The organism is Shewanella sp. MTB7 (assembly GCF_027571385.1).
In the GTDB taxonomy this organism is placed as follows: domain Bacteria; phylum Pseudomonadota; class Gammaproteobacteria; order Enterobacterales; family Shewanellaceae; genus Shewanella.
This window is the reverse complement of the sequence record NZ_CP085636.1, coordinates 2,350,245-2,369,182: the sequence shown is the minus strand read 5'-3', so window position 1 is coordinate 2,369,182 and position 18,938 is coordinate 2,350,245. Positions and strand designations below refer to the sequence as shown.

Here is an 18,938-nt window from a genome sequence, read left to right as displayed (position 1 = left end):
AGATTAGCCCATAAGCGCGTTGAGTAACAGAATTAAAAAAGGCTAACATATTCGTTAGCCTCTCTTAATTCTTAACGACTGACTATTCAGTATCTTTGTAAATCGCAAACACTGATTCATTTTCAAGCAGTTGATCACGGGTTAATACAAACACGCCATCGCCGCCATTGTCGAAACTTACCCAAGTAAAAGGCACATCAGGGAATTGCTCATCGAGATGCACCATAGAGTTACCTACCTCAACAACTAATAATCCATCTTCAGTAAGATAATCCGCAGCATTAGCTAAAATTCGCTTAGTGAGTTCTAAGCCATCTCGACCTGATGCTAAACCAACCTCTGGTTCATGGTGATATTCTTCTGGCATATCGTTAATATCTTCAGCATCAACATAGGGAGGATTAGAGACGATAAGATCGTAATGTGGCCCTTTGGGTATGGCAGAAAAAAGGTTCGATTCCATAGGAAAAACTCTATCCATCACCCCTAACGTTTCAATATTAATCTGTGCCACTTCAAGCGCATCTTCACTAATATCTAATGCATCGACCTCTGCGTCTTCAAATTCATATGCACAAGCAATAGCAATACAAGCACTGCCGGTACAGAGATCTAATATACGATTTACCGGCTTATTGTATAACCAAGGACTGAATCGATTACCGATCATCTCTGCGATAGGCGAACGCGGTACAAGTACACGTTCATCGACATAAAATTCTAACCCAGCGAACATGGCCTTATTGGTCAAATACGGAACGGGTAAACGCTCACGAATTCTCCTAAGGATCAACTCAACAATTTTATGTTTTTCACTGCTGGTAAGGTTTGAATTTATAACTTGTTGACCTATCTCTTCAGGAAGGTGAAGTGCATGGAAAACCAATGCAATGGCTTCATCCCACGCATTGTCGGTACCATGACCATAATAAATGTTAGCATCATTAAAACGACTGACACTCCAACGTAACATATCTCCGATAGTACGCAGTTCAGTCACAGCTTCATCAACAAAAATCTTATCCAAAACGCTCTCCAGCATAATTATTCCGATTCATTGTAACTGAACTCTATTCATATGGCATCGGATTCAATAAAATAGAGGGCCGAATTGAACGCTAATGAACATAGATTGAAAGAAAGTAGTGATATGAATAAGAAAACAAATACTGAAGACCAAGTTCTATTTTCAACGTTAACTAAAGGGATCAAACCCTTTAAACAGAATAAGCGTCATTTCGGCACGCCTCAGAAAGATAAAAAACAGCTAGAAGAGAAAGAGCAGCAGCTGCATGCTGACAGTTACTTTTCTGACACTTATCAACCACACCTGCCTAGTGAAGGGGCGATGCGCTGGAGTCGCGATGATGTCGGCAATTTTGAGGTTAAACGACTGCGCCGTGGAGATTATCAACCTGATCTACTGTTGGATCTTCATGGCATGCGTCAATCAGAGGCAAAACTCGAGTTGGCTGCATTGATCCAAGCTTGTATCAAACAACAAATCCACTGTTGCTGTGTCATGCATGGTCATGGTACCGGTATTTTAAAACAAAATATCCCCATGTGGTTAGCTCAACATCCCCATGTCATGGCGTTTCATAAAGCACCTAAAGAGTGGGGAGGCGATGCAGCGTTATTGGTATTAATCGATATTGGCGATCAATCACACAGAAGGTAACAAGCTTAAGTTTCGAGCCAAAAATACAGCGAACAAAGCGACCAGTCACGAGCTAAGGACTGGGCAAACAAAATCTCGAAATTTGTCAGGCATACTTAACGAATTTCACTGCCCAGCCCGTCGCTCAGTCTACCTTATTGAATGAGGCGTATGTTGCCAAACTAAACTCGCCTGTTCGGCCTGTATGTCAATAAGAGAGACTCCTGAAGTCGCAAACAGTGGAGGTTCAGTCCCCGGCACTAATTCGCTAACCATATAGCCTAATAGCGGCATATGGGCAATAACCAATACCTTTTCAGCTTTATATTGCTCCGCGTAAGCTATGGTTAAATCTGCTGCCGTTCTCGGATCACCAGAAGGAGTAAGTTCATCGAGCACCAGCCAATTTCTGGGCTCTGGAAAATGTTTGCTCACCTCTTGCCAGCTCTGTTGAGCCCGCAGATAAGGACTCACCAATACCAGATCAAACTCCATCACCGACTTAGCCAACCAGTTACTCGTCTCACTAGTGTGCAACCGACCCGCTTCGGTTAGAGTCCGCTCTCTGTCTGAATGGGCGAGATAACTTGCTTCACCATGGCGCATTAAAAATAGCTTCATACCACTCTCGCTACTCATTATTATTATCTTTAATTCCACATTGTAGCCCTAAATCTCATTCGGAAAAACCTAAAATAAGTTATTAATTAGTCGAATAGATCCTGAGATATTTGCCAAACTCAGCGAAGGAGACCAGTATGTATTACCTCGACAATGGAATACCACTAGCGGTACACATATTTTGTGTCTCAGTGATAACAGAAAAGCGTCTAAACATGGAGTTTGCGACTTGAGTGAATCTTTGCAAATAATTAAAAGCCCAAATGATCACCGCCGCTATCAATACCTTAAATTAGACAACGAGTTGTCGGTATTACTAGTCGAAGATACATTGGCCAACCAAGCAGCTGCATCAATGGCCGTCAATGTCGGTCATTTTGACGATCCAGTCTCACGCCCAGGCATGGCTCATTTTCTTGAACATATGCTTTTTCTTGGAACTGAAAAATTCCCAGATTCTGGGGAGTACCATGCATTCATTAATCAACACGGTGGCAGTAACAATGCGTGGACTGGTACTGAACAAACTAACTTTTTCTTTAGCATTGATACCGATGTATTTGTAGAGTCACTAGATCGATTCAGCCAATTTTTTATTGCCCCTTTGTTTGACCAAGACTTAGTTGATCGTGAGCGACATGCTATCGAGTCTGAATTTAGTCTTAAACTTAAAGATGACATTCGCAGAACTTATCAGGTTCAGAAGGAGACCGTTAATCCGGAGCACCCTTTCTCCAAATTTTCAGTCGGTAACTTGGAAACCCTAAACGGAGATCAAACAGAATTAAGAGAAGAACTACTCAACTTTTATCTTAGTCACTATAGTGCAAACTTGATGACACTTTGCCTTGTTGCTCCTTTATCGCTTGCAGAGCTTGAGCTGCTGGCTCGACAGTTTTTCAGCAATATCGAGAATCGACAGCTAACCAAGCAATACCCTGATGTACCAATATACCAAGCTGAACAACTACAAACTCGCATCAATATCATTCCGATAAAAGATCAGAAACGAGTGGCTATCACCTTCTGTTTGCCTGAAATTGATCCCTACTATAAACACAAGCCGCTCACCTTTATCAGTCATCTTTTAGGTTACGAAGGCCATGGCAGCTTACTCTCCTATCTCAAAGATAATGGCTACGCCGTTAACCTTTCTGCTGGTGGTGGGGTCAATGGCTATAATTTTAAAGATTTTAATATCAGTATCCAACTCACTGATAAAGGGGTCTTAGAACTCGATACCGTTATAGATTGTGCCTTTGAATATCTTAAACTAATTAAAACTCAAGCCATGCAGGACTGGCGATACCAAGAAAGAGCTAACCTGCTCAAGTTAGCATTTAAATATCAAGAGCAGATTAAACCTCTGGATCTCGCTAGCCATCTCAGCATAAATATGCATCACTATGATATCGAAGATCTGGTCTTTGGTGACTATAAAATGGATGGCCTTAATGTGCCAGAAACCTTGAAACTACTCAATATGATGACGCCTTCAAATATGCGCATTCAGATAATTTCATCTGAACTTGAAACCAATACTCAAGCTGCTTGGTACCATACCCCATACCAAATAAAGCCGATTTCAAGAGAAAAGTTAAATCGTTGGAGCCAAGTAAAAATCCGTGCGGAGCTTACTTTACCTAAGCGCAACCCTTTTATTATCTCCGATTCATTCGCAAGAGATGAAAAAAGCCAAACTCACGTTCCAGTTATTGTATCCCAAGAACAAGGCTACCGGATCTGGCACAGAAAAGATGATGAATTCAATGTACCTAAAGGGCATTTATACCTATCGCTAGACTCCAGCCAAGCCGCTTCTTCGCCAAGAAATGCCGCGTTAACTCGATTATATGTTGAGATGTTACTCGATTATCTAATTGAATATACCTATCAAGCTGAAGTGGCAGGATTAAGTTACAACATATATCCCCATCAAGGTGGGATCACTCTTCATCTCACCGGATTTACTGGCAAACAGGAAGTGCTACTCGCACTATTGATCGAGAAAGCCAGGGAGCGAAACTTTACCCAAGATAGATTTGACCTTATAAAGCGCCAAATTTTAAGAAACTGGTATAACCAAATCCGGGCCAAACCTATCTCACAAATTTTTACTAGCTTAACCGTCTCTCTGCAAAAACGCAGTTACGAGCCATCTCGTATGGCTGAAGAGCTCGAATCAATCACCTTAGATGACTTGCACAATCATGTAAGAAGTTTTTATGAAAAAATACACCTTGAAGGCTTGGTGTACGGAGATTGGTTAGTCAGTGAAGCTCAAACATTGGGTAAACGACTCGAGCATATCTTATCATTAGTCACCTCCCCCAGTAGAGAGTCTGAAAGGGAATTAGTCAACCTTTCAGGACGTGGTACCTTAATGCGAGAGCTGATGGTCACACACCAAGACAGCAGTATTATCGTCTATTATCAAGCAGACTCCTCAACCCCTGATATGATGGCTTTATTTAGCTTATTGAACCACACCATGTCATCGACCTTTTTCCATGAACTTAGAACTAAAAAGCAACTTGGTTACATGGTAGGTACTGGTTACCTACCCTTAAATCGATATCCTGGGATGATCTTTTATATCCAATCGCCAACATGTGGTCCGCTCCAACTACTAGAAGCGATTGATGAGTTTATTGCTGATTTTAACTATGCCATCTTGCAGATAACCAATGAACAATGGGAACTGACGAAACAAGGATTAATTAACCAAGTAATGGAACATGATCCAAACCTGAAAACCCGAGGGCAAAGATATTGGTCAAGTATTGGCAACAAAGACTATCAATTTAACCAGAGAGAGCTTGTCGTAGAAGAGATCACAAAGCTAACTCGTTCTGACATGATAAAATTCATGATGCAAAAGATGCGTAGTAAACACAGCGACCGTTTAGTCCTGTTTACAACAGGTGAAAACCACCAACAACAGGAGCGATTAACCTCTGACAAGATGATCACGGATTTGAGAAGCTTTAAAGAAAAATCGGCAAAATTCTACTATTAAGACTTCTTGAAACAATAAGGCTCGCGGTTATCGGCAATTTGTCGAATTTAACCGTGAGAACTTATCCCCTTACATGAATAAAGCTTCTCATCATAACAATAAACTACACCGAGTAAATTTTAGTCAATTAATAGCTGTATCAAGCTGTTTATATATCATCATAAAAGAAGCCTTCCACTCAATACTAATCACTAATAAGCAAAGAAAATCATGATAAAACAACGTTTGAATACATTATTCAGAATAAAGCTCGTTTTTTAAAATAAAAATAGTCAAAATTATCACCGTAAAAGCAAGTGATACTTTGACAAATCGTTCACTTTCTGAAAAGGTAAGGTTAAGTAACTGTTGCTCCCGCATTACTAACTAATAATTAAACTAAAAATGATGCCTAACGCGCTTATGAAAATAACCATATCTTTACTATTGACCCTGTGCATTTTTGGCCAGTCGGTTGCTGTAGAGTTTAACTCTATAACTGAACAGGAAGTTATAGAGTCTATTCACACACCAAAACTTTTAAAAGTAAAAAACTATGGTGTTTCGGAAGGGCTTTCTCAAAGTACAGTGACTTCACTTGTTGAAGATTCTGAGGGCTTTGCTTGGATTGGAACTTTGAATGGACTAAACCGCTTCGATGGCAGTGAGTTTAAACATTATTTTTCTTCCAAAGAAGAAAACTCTCTACCGAGTTCATTCATTAGAAGTATTTATTTTTCGATAAGTGCTAATTTATTTGTAGGCACTGACAAAGGATTAGTCATTTATAACAAAACTAGCGATGACTTTACTCTAGCTAATAACCTACGCACTCAGCCAATATGGACGATAACAGAGCACAATGCTCAGATTGTAGTCGGGACAGAAAATGAAATTATCTTCCTAAATAATAAACTAGATCTTATAAAATCCATAAAAGGTGATTTCAATGGTATAAAAAAAATAATTTTTAATAAAGAAAATCTATATGTAAGAAATTATATAGGTGACATTATATTAATTAAAAATCATCAACAAACATTGTTAAGTAGCCATACGACAGATATAGTAAATATGAATAATGAAATCCTAATGGTAAAACCTGAGGGTGTCTTTCAGATCTCGGAAGATAAAATAAAAAAAATAAATAACAATACCTATTCAAATCTCACAGCATTATCAGATCGATACATATCTATAAAAGATCAACACACTTACTCTATTAATAGTGACTTCACAGAAATAAACATTAATAGGTTGGATTTAAAAAACATCAAAATTACAAATCCTAAAATTATAAGAGGAAAAAAAACAAATTATATAACAACTCACAATATAGGTTTCCTAGTAAATTATGATGATAACAATATAGTATCGACTTTAGATATAAAAAATGAAAACGTTTGGTCAATAACTAAAGGATTACAATCAAACATATTAGTAACAACTGGATCTAAGAATATTGATCTATATAACAAATCAAATGAAGTAATTACTAAATATAATACCAATGTTGAAGGTCCAAAACAGGTGACCACTTTAGGAGATAGCTTATTTGTAGCGACAACAGAAGGTTTATTGTCAATTGATAAACTAACTCACTATAGAGAAGTCATAAGTAATGAAGCATTTTTTGCTATCGACAACTCACAGTTCAATGAAAGCATATACGCAGGAACAACAAATGGAAAAGTTATAGAAGTATCTAAAAACAAACAAATTACTGTAGAATACAATGTTGATATTGGCAATCCTGTTTTTGATATTAAAAAATCGAAAACATCTCTTTGGGTTGCAACACAAGGCGGACTTTTCAAAATAACAAATGGCGAAATTAAAAATATTTTCCCCAAAGAAATAGTAATAAGTATAGCTTTGTCTCAAAACAGCAATGATATTTACTTTGGTACAGACACATCACTGTTAAAATATAGTCACGCCGACAACAAGGTTGAAGAAATATATTCAAACAACAGACCTATTTATTCTATTTTTTCAGATGAAAATTACATTTACTCTACATCAATAAAAGAATTAATAATTACCAAAATAAAAAGTAAAAAATCAATATCACTTTCAAGTAACTATGGAAGCCAAGACGAGTACAATGCACAATCTATACTAAAGCTTGACAACACTATATTACTTGGTGGGATATCTGGCATCAGTTCAATATCAATGAGGAATATTGACAGTATTTTTTCTTCTTCAAAAGCACCTAAAGTCAATATAAAAGATCTGTTAGTTTTTAACGTCCCAATCAGTATTGGCAGCACTATATTAAAAGAAAACATATCCTCAACAGAAAAAATATTCTTAAAATATTCTGACTACCCTTTTACACTGAAGTTTAATAGCCCTGGCCATGGGAGTAAAGACATTGACTACATATATCAAATGCAGGGACTATCTGAATCTTGGATTCATTCTGAAGGAATAAACTCAGCAACTTACACTAACCTCTCACCCGGTGAATATACTTTTAACATATACGCTTTTGATCCCTTGACTCAAGGTCAAGGAGAGATAAAAAGTCTAAATATTTTGGTAACCCCACCTTGGTGGTTGTCTAAGCAGGCAAAGCTAGTCTATTTCATTGTCACACTAATAATTTCTGCTGTGATCGTACAAGCTATTCTTCGTCGCCGTGAAGTTCAAAAACAGATAGCAAAATCAGAAGAGAGACTCAAACTTTCTCTGTGGGGAAGCGGCGATGAGATGTGGGATTGGGATATTGAAACCGGACAGATATACAGATCTAACATCTGGGGCTCATTAGAATTCCCCAGAGACGGTAAAAGATCAGGAGAAAACGGGGAAGAGAGTAACATTCATCCTATGGATCAAGAGCGTGTCACTACAGCCCTTAATAGTCATTTCTCGGGTAAAACTGACCATTTTGAAGCGGCATATCGAGTTAAAGGTAAATCCGACGAATGGGTATGGATCTTAGACAGAGCAAAAATAGTCGAACGAGACGAGAAAGACAACCCCTTACGTATGACAGGAACAATCAAGAATATTAACAACTTTAAAAATGCCGAAGAACAGCTTCGCTTGTTTGAACGCGCCATCGCCAATATATCCGAAGGCATGTTTATTTTAGACAATAACTTTATTTTTGTTGAGGTCAATGAAGCTTGTTGTGAATTGAGCCTGATACCTAGAGAACAATTTATAAGCTCCCTATTTAAATTCGATCTATACCCAGATAGCTATTCCGAACAAATTCGCTCCATCTTACACCAACAAGGGAGTTGGAGTAACGATGTTGAATCTGCTAAAGGCGACGGTACCAGCTTCTTGATGGAGCTAACCGTTGATGCTATCTATGACGAACAAGGTCAATTATCACATTATGTTGGTGTTTTTTCAGATATTTCGCGTCGTAAGCAGCAAGAGGAAGAACTTAGAAAACTGACGAACAATGATCTGCTGACTAATTTGCCTAACCGTTCAAGCTTAATGGTGACTTTAGGAAATTTAGTTAAAAGAGATACCCACCATACATTGATGGTACTCGATCTGGATAATTTTAAGAAAATTAACGACTCTATGGGTCATCAAGTCGGCGATGAACTACTGATTAAAGTCGCGAAACGGATCGAAGCGACGGTTCCTTACCACACCAGTATCTACCGTTTAGGTGGTGATGAGTTTGCCATCTTAGTCGATAATAACCCGGATATCGGGTCCAGTGCAGTCATAGCAAATAATGTTATCGATGCTTTTGTTAGCCCATTTGAAATAACCTCTGAAAAAGTCGTCGTTGGTCTAAGCATCGGTATTGTTCTTTACCCAGAAGATGATCAAAACGAACAAGCACTATTACGTAAAGCTGATATTGCTATGTATCATGCAAAATCAGGCGGTGGCAATCGTTACCAATTTTATTCTGAATCGATCAATCGAAATGCAATCAGACAATTAGAAGTTGAAAATCTTATTCGTGAAGGGCTCAGAGATGATCTATTTGAAGTGTATTACCAACCTAAAATAGCCTTAAAAACCGGAAAAATGGCAGGAATGGAAGCGTTAGTTAGGCTAAACCATCCAGTGCACGGCCTAATACCCCCAAGTGAATTTATTCCTTTAGCCGAAGAGAATGGATTGATTGTTGATATTGGAGACCTCGTTATGAAGAAGGCCTGCTTCGCCACACAAAAATGGCGCAGTTTAGGTTTATTTGATGGTAGGGTTGCCGTCAATTTATCATCGTATCAATTCGCACTGCCAGATCTACAACAAAGAATAGAGTCAATTTTACGACTCACTCAGCTACCAGCAGAAAACCTAGAACTTGAGATCACTGAAGGAACCGTCATTAAGCAGCCAGAGAAAGCGATTAAGGTGATGCAGCAACTCTCTAAAATGGGGGTCAGTTTAGCATTGGACGATTTTGGCACTGGTTATTCATCACTCTCCTATCTGAAACGCTTTCCAATCCATACATTGAAAATTGATAAAGCATTCGTCGATGATATCGACAAATCAGATAGAGATCTGAAAATGGTCGATTCAATTATCACTATAGCCCATAACATGGGGCTTTCAGTCGTTGGTGAAGGCGTTGAGGATGCATCACAACTCAGTATACTTAAAGCGTTGAACTGTGAAGAGATTCAGGGGTTCATATTTAGTAAGCCTGTAACAGAGGATGACTTTAGTAAACTGTTGAATAAAAATTTCATCGAGTCTGACGTAGTTCAAAAATACAGAAAATCAACCTAAATAAACACAATACACAACAAAAAGCACAAGGTATTGAAAACATGGCATAACAACTGCAACATTCATCTCAAGTGTCAAAAATAATGGCAACCTTTAATAATTCGAAAACATGATTTGGTGTTTTCAATAACTTGAGAGAAGAATAATATGATTAAAGTATTAGCTACATCTATCGCCCTGATATTATCAGCACCCACTATGGCATTTGACATCCCATCAACGAATTCTAATCAGTTACTTCTTTCAAGCGTTCCACATGAGAAGTTTAAGCCACTACAAACAGCCAGAGTTCCACATGTGAAGTTTAAGCCGCTACAAACAGCCAGAGTTCCACATGTGAAATTTAAGCCGCTACAAACAGCCAGAGTTCCACATGTGAAGTTTAAGCCGCTACAAACAGCCAGAGTTCCACATGTGAAATTTAAGCCGCTACAAACAGTCAGAGTTCCACATGTGAAGTTTAAGCCGCTACAAACAGCCAGAGTTCCACATGTGAAGTTTAAGCCGCTACAAACAGCCAGAGTTCCACATGTGAAGTTTAAGCCGCTACAAACAGCCAGAGTTCCACATGTGAAGTTTAAGCCGCTACAAACAGCCAGAGTTCCACATGTGAAGTTTAAGCCGCTACAAACAGCCAGAGTTCCACATGTGAAGTTTAAGCCGCTACAAACAGCTAGAGTTCCACATGTGAAGTTTAAGCCGCTACAAACAGCTAGAGTTCCACATGTGAAGTTTAAGCCGCTACAAACAGCTAGAGTTCCACATGTGAAGTTTAAGCCGCTACAAACAGCCAGAGTTCCACATGTGAAGTTTAAGCCGCTACAAACAGCCAGAGTTCCACATGTTAAATTTAAGCCGTTACAAACAGCCAGAGTTCCACATGTTAAATTCATCAACTCTGACATTGCTTAAAATTCTAGGAGAATGATTATGTTTGATTCAATAATGAAAGCTCTTGGTTTTATCAATAAAACAGAGCGTAAACAAGTACAACTTCCTGAAGGGCTTAATCACTTGGAAATTATCCCTGCCAAGGGGTGGTGGCATTAGAGTTCAACAGCTAAAATGTGAACTACTGAGATAAAAATGGAGCCTAGGCTCCATTTTTATTCGTTACATAATGAGATTATATTGATAGCCCTTTTATACCAACCGGTATAAAGATGTGATCGCTCAGCGAGAGTTTAGCGCCTCTAGGCCAAGGTCATTAATTTCTGCTCGGCTCTAGCATCCTAAGTAACGACTCCTGCGTGACTCTACCTCCTGAATCTGACTTCCAAGGAAAGGAAGAAATGTCTCATTTTGTATGGAACAGAATAGACCATCCAGTCGTGCATTCGCAACACCTGATCTCCATGGTCTTAAGTATGTCGGGAACATACCAGAGCATGTTCTTTGCAAGAATCAGTTGCTCCCATCATGCCACTGAAACACTAATTGCCGTAACACAGAGCCGTGTACTAGAAGTATATGGCAATACAATCTGCACAGGGCCTTGACCTGTAACCTATAACAATACCGTCTAAAGTAGGCTAACTATTTCCGTATAGGCAAAAAAAAAACGGCAATAGCTTGCCGCATTTTTAAACAGAAAAAGTCGCAATAACCCAACAAACCAGCTCAGGCTACCGCCACAAAATCTAATTGAAGAACTTTTCACTACCCGAAGCCATCTCTTTCAGACGATTACATGGTGCAAACCTATCGCCAAATTGTTCTTGATAAGCTTCAAGTTTAGTCACCAACTCTGTGGCACCTAAAGTATCAATATAGTGGAATGGCCCACCAAGAAATGGTGGGAAGCCAATGCCAAAAATAGCCCCTATATCACCGTCTCTTGGTGAAGCAATGATCCCCTCCTCCAGACAACGAACAGCCTCATTGAGCATCTGTACTACGCAGCGCTGTGACACTTCAGCAAGCTCACTGGCGTTAGCGTCACTATTAGCTGGTATCGATAAGCCTAATACTCCATAAACAGAAGTGTCGACTTGCTTAGCCTTCTTGGCTTTGTTGCCATAAAGATAGAAGCCTTTGTTATTCTTGCGACCTTTACGTTCATCGCTAAGTAGCTTATCAAAGGCTGTTGGAGCCTTGAAGCGCTCCCCAAGCTCACGCTCTAAAATAGGTGAGATTTTAGCACCAACATCGATGCCAACTTCATCAAGTAGAGTCATAGGGCCAACTGGAAAACCAAATTTAACCAGCGCCTTATCTAATTTTTCAACAGATTTACCTTCAAGAAGAAGCTGTGCAGCTTCGTTCATATACAGAGCCAAAATTCGGTTCACATAGAAGCCTGCACCATCTTGAACCACAATCGGTGTTTTACCTTGCTTACGGGCAAAGGAAACCGTAGTAGCAATTGTTTCTGCCGATGTTTTCTTATGGGCGATAACTTCAACGAGCGGCATTTTCTCGACTGGAGAGAAGTAATGTAAACCGATCACATTTTCAGGGCGACTGGCAGCTTCTGCAATTTGAGAGATAGGTAATGAAGAGGTGTTCGATGCAAAAATAGTGTGCTCACCACATTCACGCTCTACGTCTTTCACCATCTGGTGCTTTAGAGCTAAATCTTCAAATACCGCTTCAACCACGATATCTGCGTCTTTAATGCCTTTATACTCAGTCGTTGTTGTCATTAAGGACATGATATTATCTCGCACAGCGGGTGTCATATGACGACGCTTTACCCCTTTATCTAACAACTTGTAAGCATATGACAGTGCATTACTCAGCCCCTGCTCACTGATATCTTTAACACGCGCTGGAATTTTGGCTTTAGTCGTTGTGACAGAGGCAATGCCACCGCCCATCAAACCGCCGCCCAATACCATCACTTTCTTGATATTGCGTGGCTTGGCATCACCTGCGCCACTCTCTTTCTTCATCTCGGTGGTGGCAAAAAAGATACTTCTTAGTGCTGCAGATTCTTTAGACAACACTAGTTCGGAAAAGTGACCCGCTTCAACTTCAAGCCCTTTCACCATACCTTTAGCCATACCTTGTCGAACGCAGTCAATAATTTTATCTGGTGCAGGAAAGTTGCCTTGGGTCTTTTTCTGTACCTGTTTTCCTGCTTGGTCAAAAATAATATTTCGGCCAATGTTAGATCCTTCAAGTATGCGATTAACCAATGACAGTTTAGGCTTCTTAGGCGCACGTTTACCTTGCAGAGCCATCTCAACTGCGGTTTGCAGTAATATTGACTCAGGTACCATATCGTCGACTAATCCCATTTTTAATGCTTGTTTAGGTCTTAACTGCTTACCCGTTAACATCATATCTAGTGCCGTTGTTATCCCAACCAACCTAGGCAACCTTTGTGTTCCACCACCGCCAGGAAGTAACCCCAACTGAACTTCTGGTACACCCATGATGGTTTTATTGTTATCACTACACACTCGCTGATGACATGCTAGCGCCAACTCAAGCCCGCCACCAAGGCAAGCTCCATTGATTGCTGCAATGACTGGAATGGTTAATGACTCAAGTTCATTAAATACAAGATGACCTTGCTGTGATAATTGTTTTGCATCTGCCGCCGTTTCACATGCATCTAGCATTGAGATATCGGCGCCGGCGACAAAAGAGTCTTTTTTGCCAGAAATAAGCACTAAACCTTTAATGCTACTGTCGCTTTTAATCTCAGCTAACACTTGGCTGATTTCAGGTCCAAACTCAGCTCTTAGGGTATTCATCGTCTCACCAGGGACGTCCATGGTCAGTACGGCAATACCATCTTCACGTTTAGTTAACTTAAATGTCTTATCCATTATCATCTACTCCACTTCAACTATCATTGCCGCACCTAAACCACCCGCTGCACACGCGGTCGTTAATCCCGTTCCGCCGCCGCGACGTTTAAGCTCATTACACACTTGGGTAATGAGTCGAGTTCCGGTTGCTGCAAATGGATGACCATAAGCAAGAGAGCCACCTAGCACGTTAAACTTGCTCATATCTATCTCACCAATCGCACGGTTACGACCTAGTTTTTCAGCGGCGAATTTTTTCGAACCAAACATCTGCATATTGGCTAATGTTTGTGCTGCAAACGCTTCATGCATCTCTATCAAGGTCAGATCTTCAAGCTCCATCCCTGCACGCTTAAGTGCCAAAGGGGTCGCATAAGAGGGTCCCATCAACATATCTTCCCACACATCAATGGCACTAAATGCGTAACTTTTTATATAACCGATAGGCGTATAACCCAGTGCCTTAGCACGGCTTTCACTCATCAAGAGAACAGCTGAAGCACCATCGGTAAGTGGCGTACTTGTCGCAGCGGTCACTGTACCGTGTTTGCGATCGAACGCAGGTCTTAACTTGGCATAGGATTCAAGCGAAGAGTTTTCACGTATGTTGTTATCACGCTCAATAAAGCTTTTATAAGGCGGAACATGAGCCGTCATCACCTCTTGAGCCAGATGACCCGCATTCCAGGTTTCAGTCGCTAGTGTGTGAGAACGATGCGCTAATGCATCTTGATCGGCGCGGCTAATGTTGTAGGTTTTCGCCATCTGCTCAGCAGTCTGCCCCATGGACAGCCCAGTTGAAAACTCAGCAACAGCTGGTGGGACGGGCAGAAGATCTTTTAATCCAAGACGACGGAAAATTGCCAATTTTTGGCTAAATGTACGCGCCTTATTAAGATCGACCAAGGCAATGGCCAGCCTCTTTGACACTCCGATGGGCACAACAGAGGATGAATCTGCACCACCTGCAATGCCGATATCAATATTACCTGTCATAATCGATTCGGCTATATTCACCGTTGACTGGAAACTGGTGGCGCAAGCACGGGTAACACTATAAGCATCGGTGGTGACATCCATCCCCGTGCCTAGCACGATTTCACGAGCAATATTGGGTGCAGCAGGCATCAACACCACTTGTCCATAGACTAGTTGTTGTATCTCTTTAGGATCAAGTTCTGAGCGTGAAAGCAGTTCATTGACAACCATCTTGCCCATATCTAATGCTGATACACCATGAAATGCGGTGGCTTGCTTCGCAAAAGGCGTTCTAAGCCCGGTTACTATCGCAATACGATCGCCCTTAGCGTTCGTTACCTGTTGTCTGTGACTCATTTTTCACCCTCTTCTTATACGTCTCGCTGTTTCAGCGGCCGACGATATTATGTCCCTGCGGCTATTAACGAACCGACCCAATAAACGGATATCCTTTATAACAGGTCTGACCATTAAAATGTGATCTGATTCTAACTTCTTACGATAAAGTTTTAAACACTTGTTTGGTTTTCATTTAAAATAAATATATAAAAGTCTGGATTAACAATGTTTAATGAAGCTTATCTGAAGCTCCATGGTTCTATTTAAACCTATAAAAAATATGTAAATGTAGCTCAAACGACAAACTGGCGTTTATATAAGCCATACAATAATGACCACTTTTTACACAAATGGTAAATTGGCACTAGCCAAACCCTATGGGAATTTTTTACCATGTTAATGGTCTATAACCAAACAAACTAAAATAACCGAGTATCATCATGCCTTTGAGTCGATTTCACGCATTACGCGAATACCTGAATAAGGTCATTTTAGGACAACCCATCCTGACCGAAAACCTACTAATAGCATTGATAGCTGATGGGCACTTACTGGTTGAGGGGCCACCAGGTTTGGCTAAAACCCGTGCTGTAAAAGCACTTTGTGATGGTGTCGAAGGGGATTTTCATCGGATTCAATTCACCCCAGATCTATTGCCAGCGGATCTCACTGGTACTGATATCTATCGTGCCCAGACTTCAAGTTTCGAATTTGAACCGGGTCCTATCTTCCATAATCTTATCTTGGCCGATGAGATCAACAGGGCTCCAGCAAAAGTGCAATCGGCACTGCTTGAAGCGATGGCAGAGGGTCAGGTCACAGTAGGAAAGAACAGTTACAAACTACCTGAGCTCTTTTTAGTGATGGCCACTCAGAACCCATTAGAGAACGAAGGCACCTACCCTCTCCCCGAGGCTCAGTTGGATCGTTTTTTAATGCATCTTAATCTTGATTACCCCAGTGCTGAGACAGAACTTCAAATCATGCGTATGTCTCGCAAGGAAGCACTTAAACAAGATGCGCCCACCGTTGAGCCTATTATTCAGAAAGATATTTTTGAGGCCCGTGAAGAGTCTCTTGAACTTTATCTTGCTGAACCTCTTGAACATTACATCGTCAATATTATTATGGCAACGCGTCAACCACAAAAATTCAGTGATGAGCTAGCCTCTTGGCTCGAATATGGCGTCAGTCCACGTGCAAGCTTAGCTCTTGAGCGCTGTGCCCGTGCCCGTGCCTGGTTATATGAACGTGATTTTGTGTCACCTGAAGATATTCAAGCCGTTGCACCTAACGTATTAAGACACCGACTGCTATTGAGCTATCAGGCACAAGCTGAAGGTATCACCAGCGATCATGTGATTAACCATATTCTATCTCAAGTTGCGGTACCTTAAATGGCCGATACTAGACTACCGCTTTTTTCTGACGGGGTTAACCTGACACAAAAAGAGCTGTTGGCTTGTCAAACCATCGCCAGAGCTTTACCAGAAAAGAGATCTAAGGCGCGTGCTAATTTAGCGGGCCACAGAGCCAGCTTAATCAAAGGTCGGGGAATGGAGTTCGCAGAGGTGCGTCATTATCAACCTGGTGATGATGTGCGAACCATTGACTGGCGAGTCACTGCTCGAACAGGCAAGGTGCACACTAAGTTATTTGTAGAGGAGCGTGAACGTCCGGTACTTATCTTACTGGATCTTAGCCACAGCCTCTATTTTGGTTCAAGCTTATTACTTCAATCAGTACAAGCCGCACACTTAGCCACCACGTTAGGCTGGAGTGCGATTCAACATGGCGATCGACTCGGTGCCCTGATTGCCACAGAGAAAGAACATCTGGAGTTAAAACCCAGAAGCCGTCAACAAGGCATCTTGCAGCTTATCTCAGGGATCAAATCGTTACATGAAAAACAGTTGAGTCAACTTTCAGAGTATCAAGCTGAACCAGAACATCTGTTTCGTGCATGTCAGCGACTAAGGCGCATCGCAAAACCCGGCTCTTTAATCTGGATAATCAGCGACGGCAGTAACTTCAATGAAGCCTGCCTTGCACCATTGTCTGATCTCAAGCGTCACTGTGATATGGGGGCTTTTCTCATAACCGATCCTTTAAGACAAGGCACGTTAGCTTTGCCCAAACAGTTCCAACTGCCAGTCAAAGAGGGCAATAAAGAGGTGACGCTTAATAGAGCGGGTTATGATGCCTGGTTGAAAAAACAACTCAGTTCACAAACTCACTTTACTGACATGATGCAAAAACTGAATGTTCAGACCCGTTTTATAGATGCTGGGAAAAGTTTAAACGATCAGTTAGGGGCATTAAGATAATGCAAGCAACAGCGATTAATCCAGCACTAGAAGCATTAAAAGATATCCACACTCCAGCAATAGTAGAGAACTGGCCTATAGCCCTCGGCTACTGGCTAGTGCTCTTGATACTGGTAAGTACTCTTATCTTCAGCGTCGTCTGGCTAACACGTAGATACAAACGCGCAGCAGCAAAGCGGGCAGTCATCATTGAACTCGAACTTCTCGATATCAACAGCGCAAATATCTCTGTTGACATAAATACCTTAATTAAACGTGCCGCCATCAGCTACCTTCCACGAGAACAAGTCGCTGGATTGCAGGGACAAATTTGGTACGCCTGGATGGATCAGCAAGTGAAGCATGCAACACCAGCACTACATCGACTTTTAGACCTGCGTTACCAAAAGCAAGGGCTAACAACCGATGAGGCCCAAGAATTGAAACAGTTAGCCAAACTCTGGCTAAAAGAGGCTTTGCCCCTCACCGCGAAGACAAGTAACCACTCACAATCACAACAATATGCACAGAAGCAGGAGCAAGAAGTTAAATGCTAACACTCGCATGGGCATGGTTACTTCTACTGTTACCTTTACCCTTAATATTTCGGAAAAAACAGCAAGATGTAGAGATTAGTGGTCATTTACACCTTCCTGGTATCGTTCAAAATGGCAGTCAACAGATAGAACAAGCCCCAGCATCCCGTAAAGCTTACTGGCTAGTGTGGATGTTATTGATTGTCGCCGTTGCTCGTCCACTGTGGATGGGTGATCCTATCGAGCTACCGAGCAAAGGTCGTGACCTTATGGTGGCGGTTGATCTCTCTGGTAGCATGCAGATTGAAGATATGGTACTTGAAGGGCAAACCGTCAATCGATTTACCATGGTTCAGAGTGTAGTTAGTGATTTTATCGAGCGTCGCAAAGGTGACAAGCTTGGACTCATTTTATTTGCTGATCATGCTTACCTTCAAGCCCCATTAACCCAAGATAGGCGCTCGGTTGCACAGTTCCTTAAAGAAGCCCAAATTGGATTAGTCGGCAAACAAACGGCAATAGGCGAAGCTATCGCCCTAGGGGTGAAACGTTTCGATTTGGTTGAAGAAAGTAACCGTGTATTAATCCTGTTAACCGATGGTTCTAATAACTCAGGCTCAATATCTCCAGAGCAAGCGGCACAAATTGCGGCTAAACGTGGGATCAAAATATATTCCATTGGAGTAGGCGCTGATGTGATGGAGCGTCGAACCCTATTTGGTAAAGAGCAAGTCAATCCATCAATGGATCTGGATGAAAACCAGCTCACTTCACTGGCTGAAACCACGGGTGGTCAATACTTTCGAGCCAGAAATGCCCAAGAGTTAGAACAAATCTACCAAGAGATAGATAAACTTGAGCCGATTAGCCGAGATCAAATCAGCTACCGCCCTCAATCAGAGCTTTTTTATCTGCCATTAGCAGTGGCATTATTCGTCAGCATCTTAATGACCTTATCTCAACTTCCGATGATAAGACGCTTAAATATGAACTGGGGTAAAAAATAAT

At 41.1% G+C, this 18,938-nt stretch carries 12 protein-coding genes; 8 read left to right on the top strand and 4 right to left on the bottom strand.

The features are described 5' to 3' along the window. Nucleotides 1–82 precede the first annotated feature (82 nt). Nucleotides 83–1,027 carry a 50S ribosomal protein L3 N(5)-glutamine methyltransferase gene (gene prmB / locus HWQ47_RS10100; RefSeq protein WP_269970989.1) on the bottom strand — a complete coding sequence of 315 codons (945 nt, stop codon included), beginning with the start codon at nt 1,025–1,027 and terminating at the stop codon, nt 83–85. Nucleotides 1,028–1,150: 123 nt separating this feature from the next. Here prmB and smrB point away from each other — a divergent pair, with 123 nt between their 5' ends. Beyond that, nucleotides 1,151–1,681, top strand: coding sequence for an endonuclease SmrB (gene smrB / locus HWQ47_RS10095; protein WP_269970988.1), 531 nt, complete (start codon nt 1,151–1,153; stop codon nt 1,679–1,681). A 129-nt stretch (nt 1,682–1,810) separates the two neighbouring features. Here smrB and sixA read toward each other — a convergent pair whose 3' ends face one another. After that, nucleotides 1,811–2,281, bottom strand: coding sequence for a phosphohistidine phosphatase SixA (gene sixA, locus HWQ47_RS10090; protein ID WP_269970987.1), 471 nt, complete (start codon nt 2,279–2,281; stop codon nt 1,811–1,813). Nucleotides 2,282–2,510: 229 nt separating this feature from the next. Between sixA and HWQ47_RS10085 the strand changes: the two genes are divergently transcribed. The 3 genes from HWQ47_RS10085 to HWQ47_RS10075 all read left to right on the top strand — a co-directional run bounded on the left by HWQ47_RS10085 (nt 2,511) and on the right by HWQ47_RS10075 (nt 10,922). Continuing rightward, the gene (locus HWQ47_RS10085) at nt 2,511–5,300 is read left to right on the top strand and encodes an insulinase family protein (protein ID WP_269970986.1); all 2,790 of its coding nucleotides are present in this window, start codon (nt 2,511–2,513) and stop codon (nt 5,298–5,300) included. Between the two features lie 384 nt (nt 5,301–5,684). Then, nucleotides 5,685–10,010 carry an EAL domain-containing protein gene (locus HWQ47_RS10080; protein ID WP_269970985.1) on the top strand — a complete coding sequence of 1,442 codons (4,326 nt, stop codon included), beginning with the start codon at nt 5,685–5,687 and terminating at the stop codon, nt 10,008–10,010. Nucleotides 10,011–10,157: 147 nt separating this feature from the next. Continuing rightward, nucleotides 10,158–10,922 carry a hypothetical protein gene (locus tag HWQ47_RS10075; RefSeq protein ID WP_269970984.1) on the top strand — a complete coding sequence of 255 codons (765 nt, stop codon included), beginning with the start codon at nt 10,158–10,160 and terminating at the stop codon, nt 10,920–10,922. A 728-nt stretch (nt 10,923–11,650) separates the two neighbouring features. Here the strand turns inward: HWQ47_RS10075 and fadJ are convergent. Together fadJ and fadI are read right to left on the bottom strand one after the other, a co-directional pair. Next, entirely contained in the window at nt 11,651–13,789 is a 2,139-nt protein-coding gene (fadJ, locus tag HWQ47_RS10070) for a fatty acid oxidation complex subunit alpha FadJ (protein WP_269970983.1), read from the bottom strand. A gap of 6 nt (nt 13,790–13,795) precedes the next feature. Continuing rightward, nucleotides 13,796–15,106, bottom strand: coding sequence for an acetyl-CoA C-acyltransferase FadI (gene fadI / locus HWQ47_RS10065; protein WP_269970982.1), 1,311 nt, complete (start codon nt 15,104–15,106; stop codon nt 13,796–13,798). A gap of 422 nt (nt 15,107–15,528) precedes the next feature. On the opposite strand from fadI, the gene HWQ47_RS10060 reads away from it, so the two are divergent. Genes HWQ47_RS10060 through HWQ47_RS10045 form a run of 4 tightly spaced genes read left to right on the top strand, consistent with a single transcriptional unit; the run spans nt 15,529 to nt 18,937 of the window. Further along, nucleotides 15,529–16,485 (top strand): AAA family ATPase, encoded by a 957-nt coding sequence (locus tag HWQ47_RS10060; protein ID WP_269970981.1) that lies wholly within the window; start codon nt 15,529–15,531, stop codon nt 16,483–16,485. Continuing rightward, entirely contained in the window at nt 16,486–17,415 is a 930-nt protein-coding gene (locus HWQ47_RS10055; RefSeq protein ID WP_269970980.1) for a DUF58 domain-containing protein, read from the top strand. Next, entirely contained in the window at nt 17,415–17,951 is a 537-nt protein-coding gene (locus HWQ47_RS10050) for a DUF4381 domain-containing protein (RefSeq protein WP_269970979.1), read from the top strand. The genes HWQ47_RS10055 and HWQ47_RS10050 overlap by 1 nt, the downstream gene beginning before the upstream one ends. Beyond that, the gene (locus HWQ47_RS10045; protein WP_269970978.1) at nt 17,945–18,937 is read left to right on the top strand and encodes a vWA domain-containing protein; all 993 of its coding nucleotides are present in this window, start codon (nt 17,945–17,947) and stop codon (nt 18,935–18,937) included. Before HWQ47_RS10050 ends, HWQ47_RS10045 begins: the two co-directional genes overlap by 7 nt. The last annotated feature ends 1 nt before the right edge of the window (nt 18,938 follow it).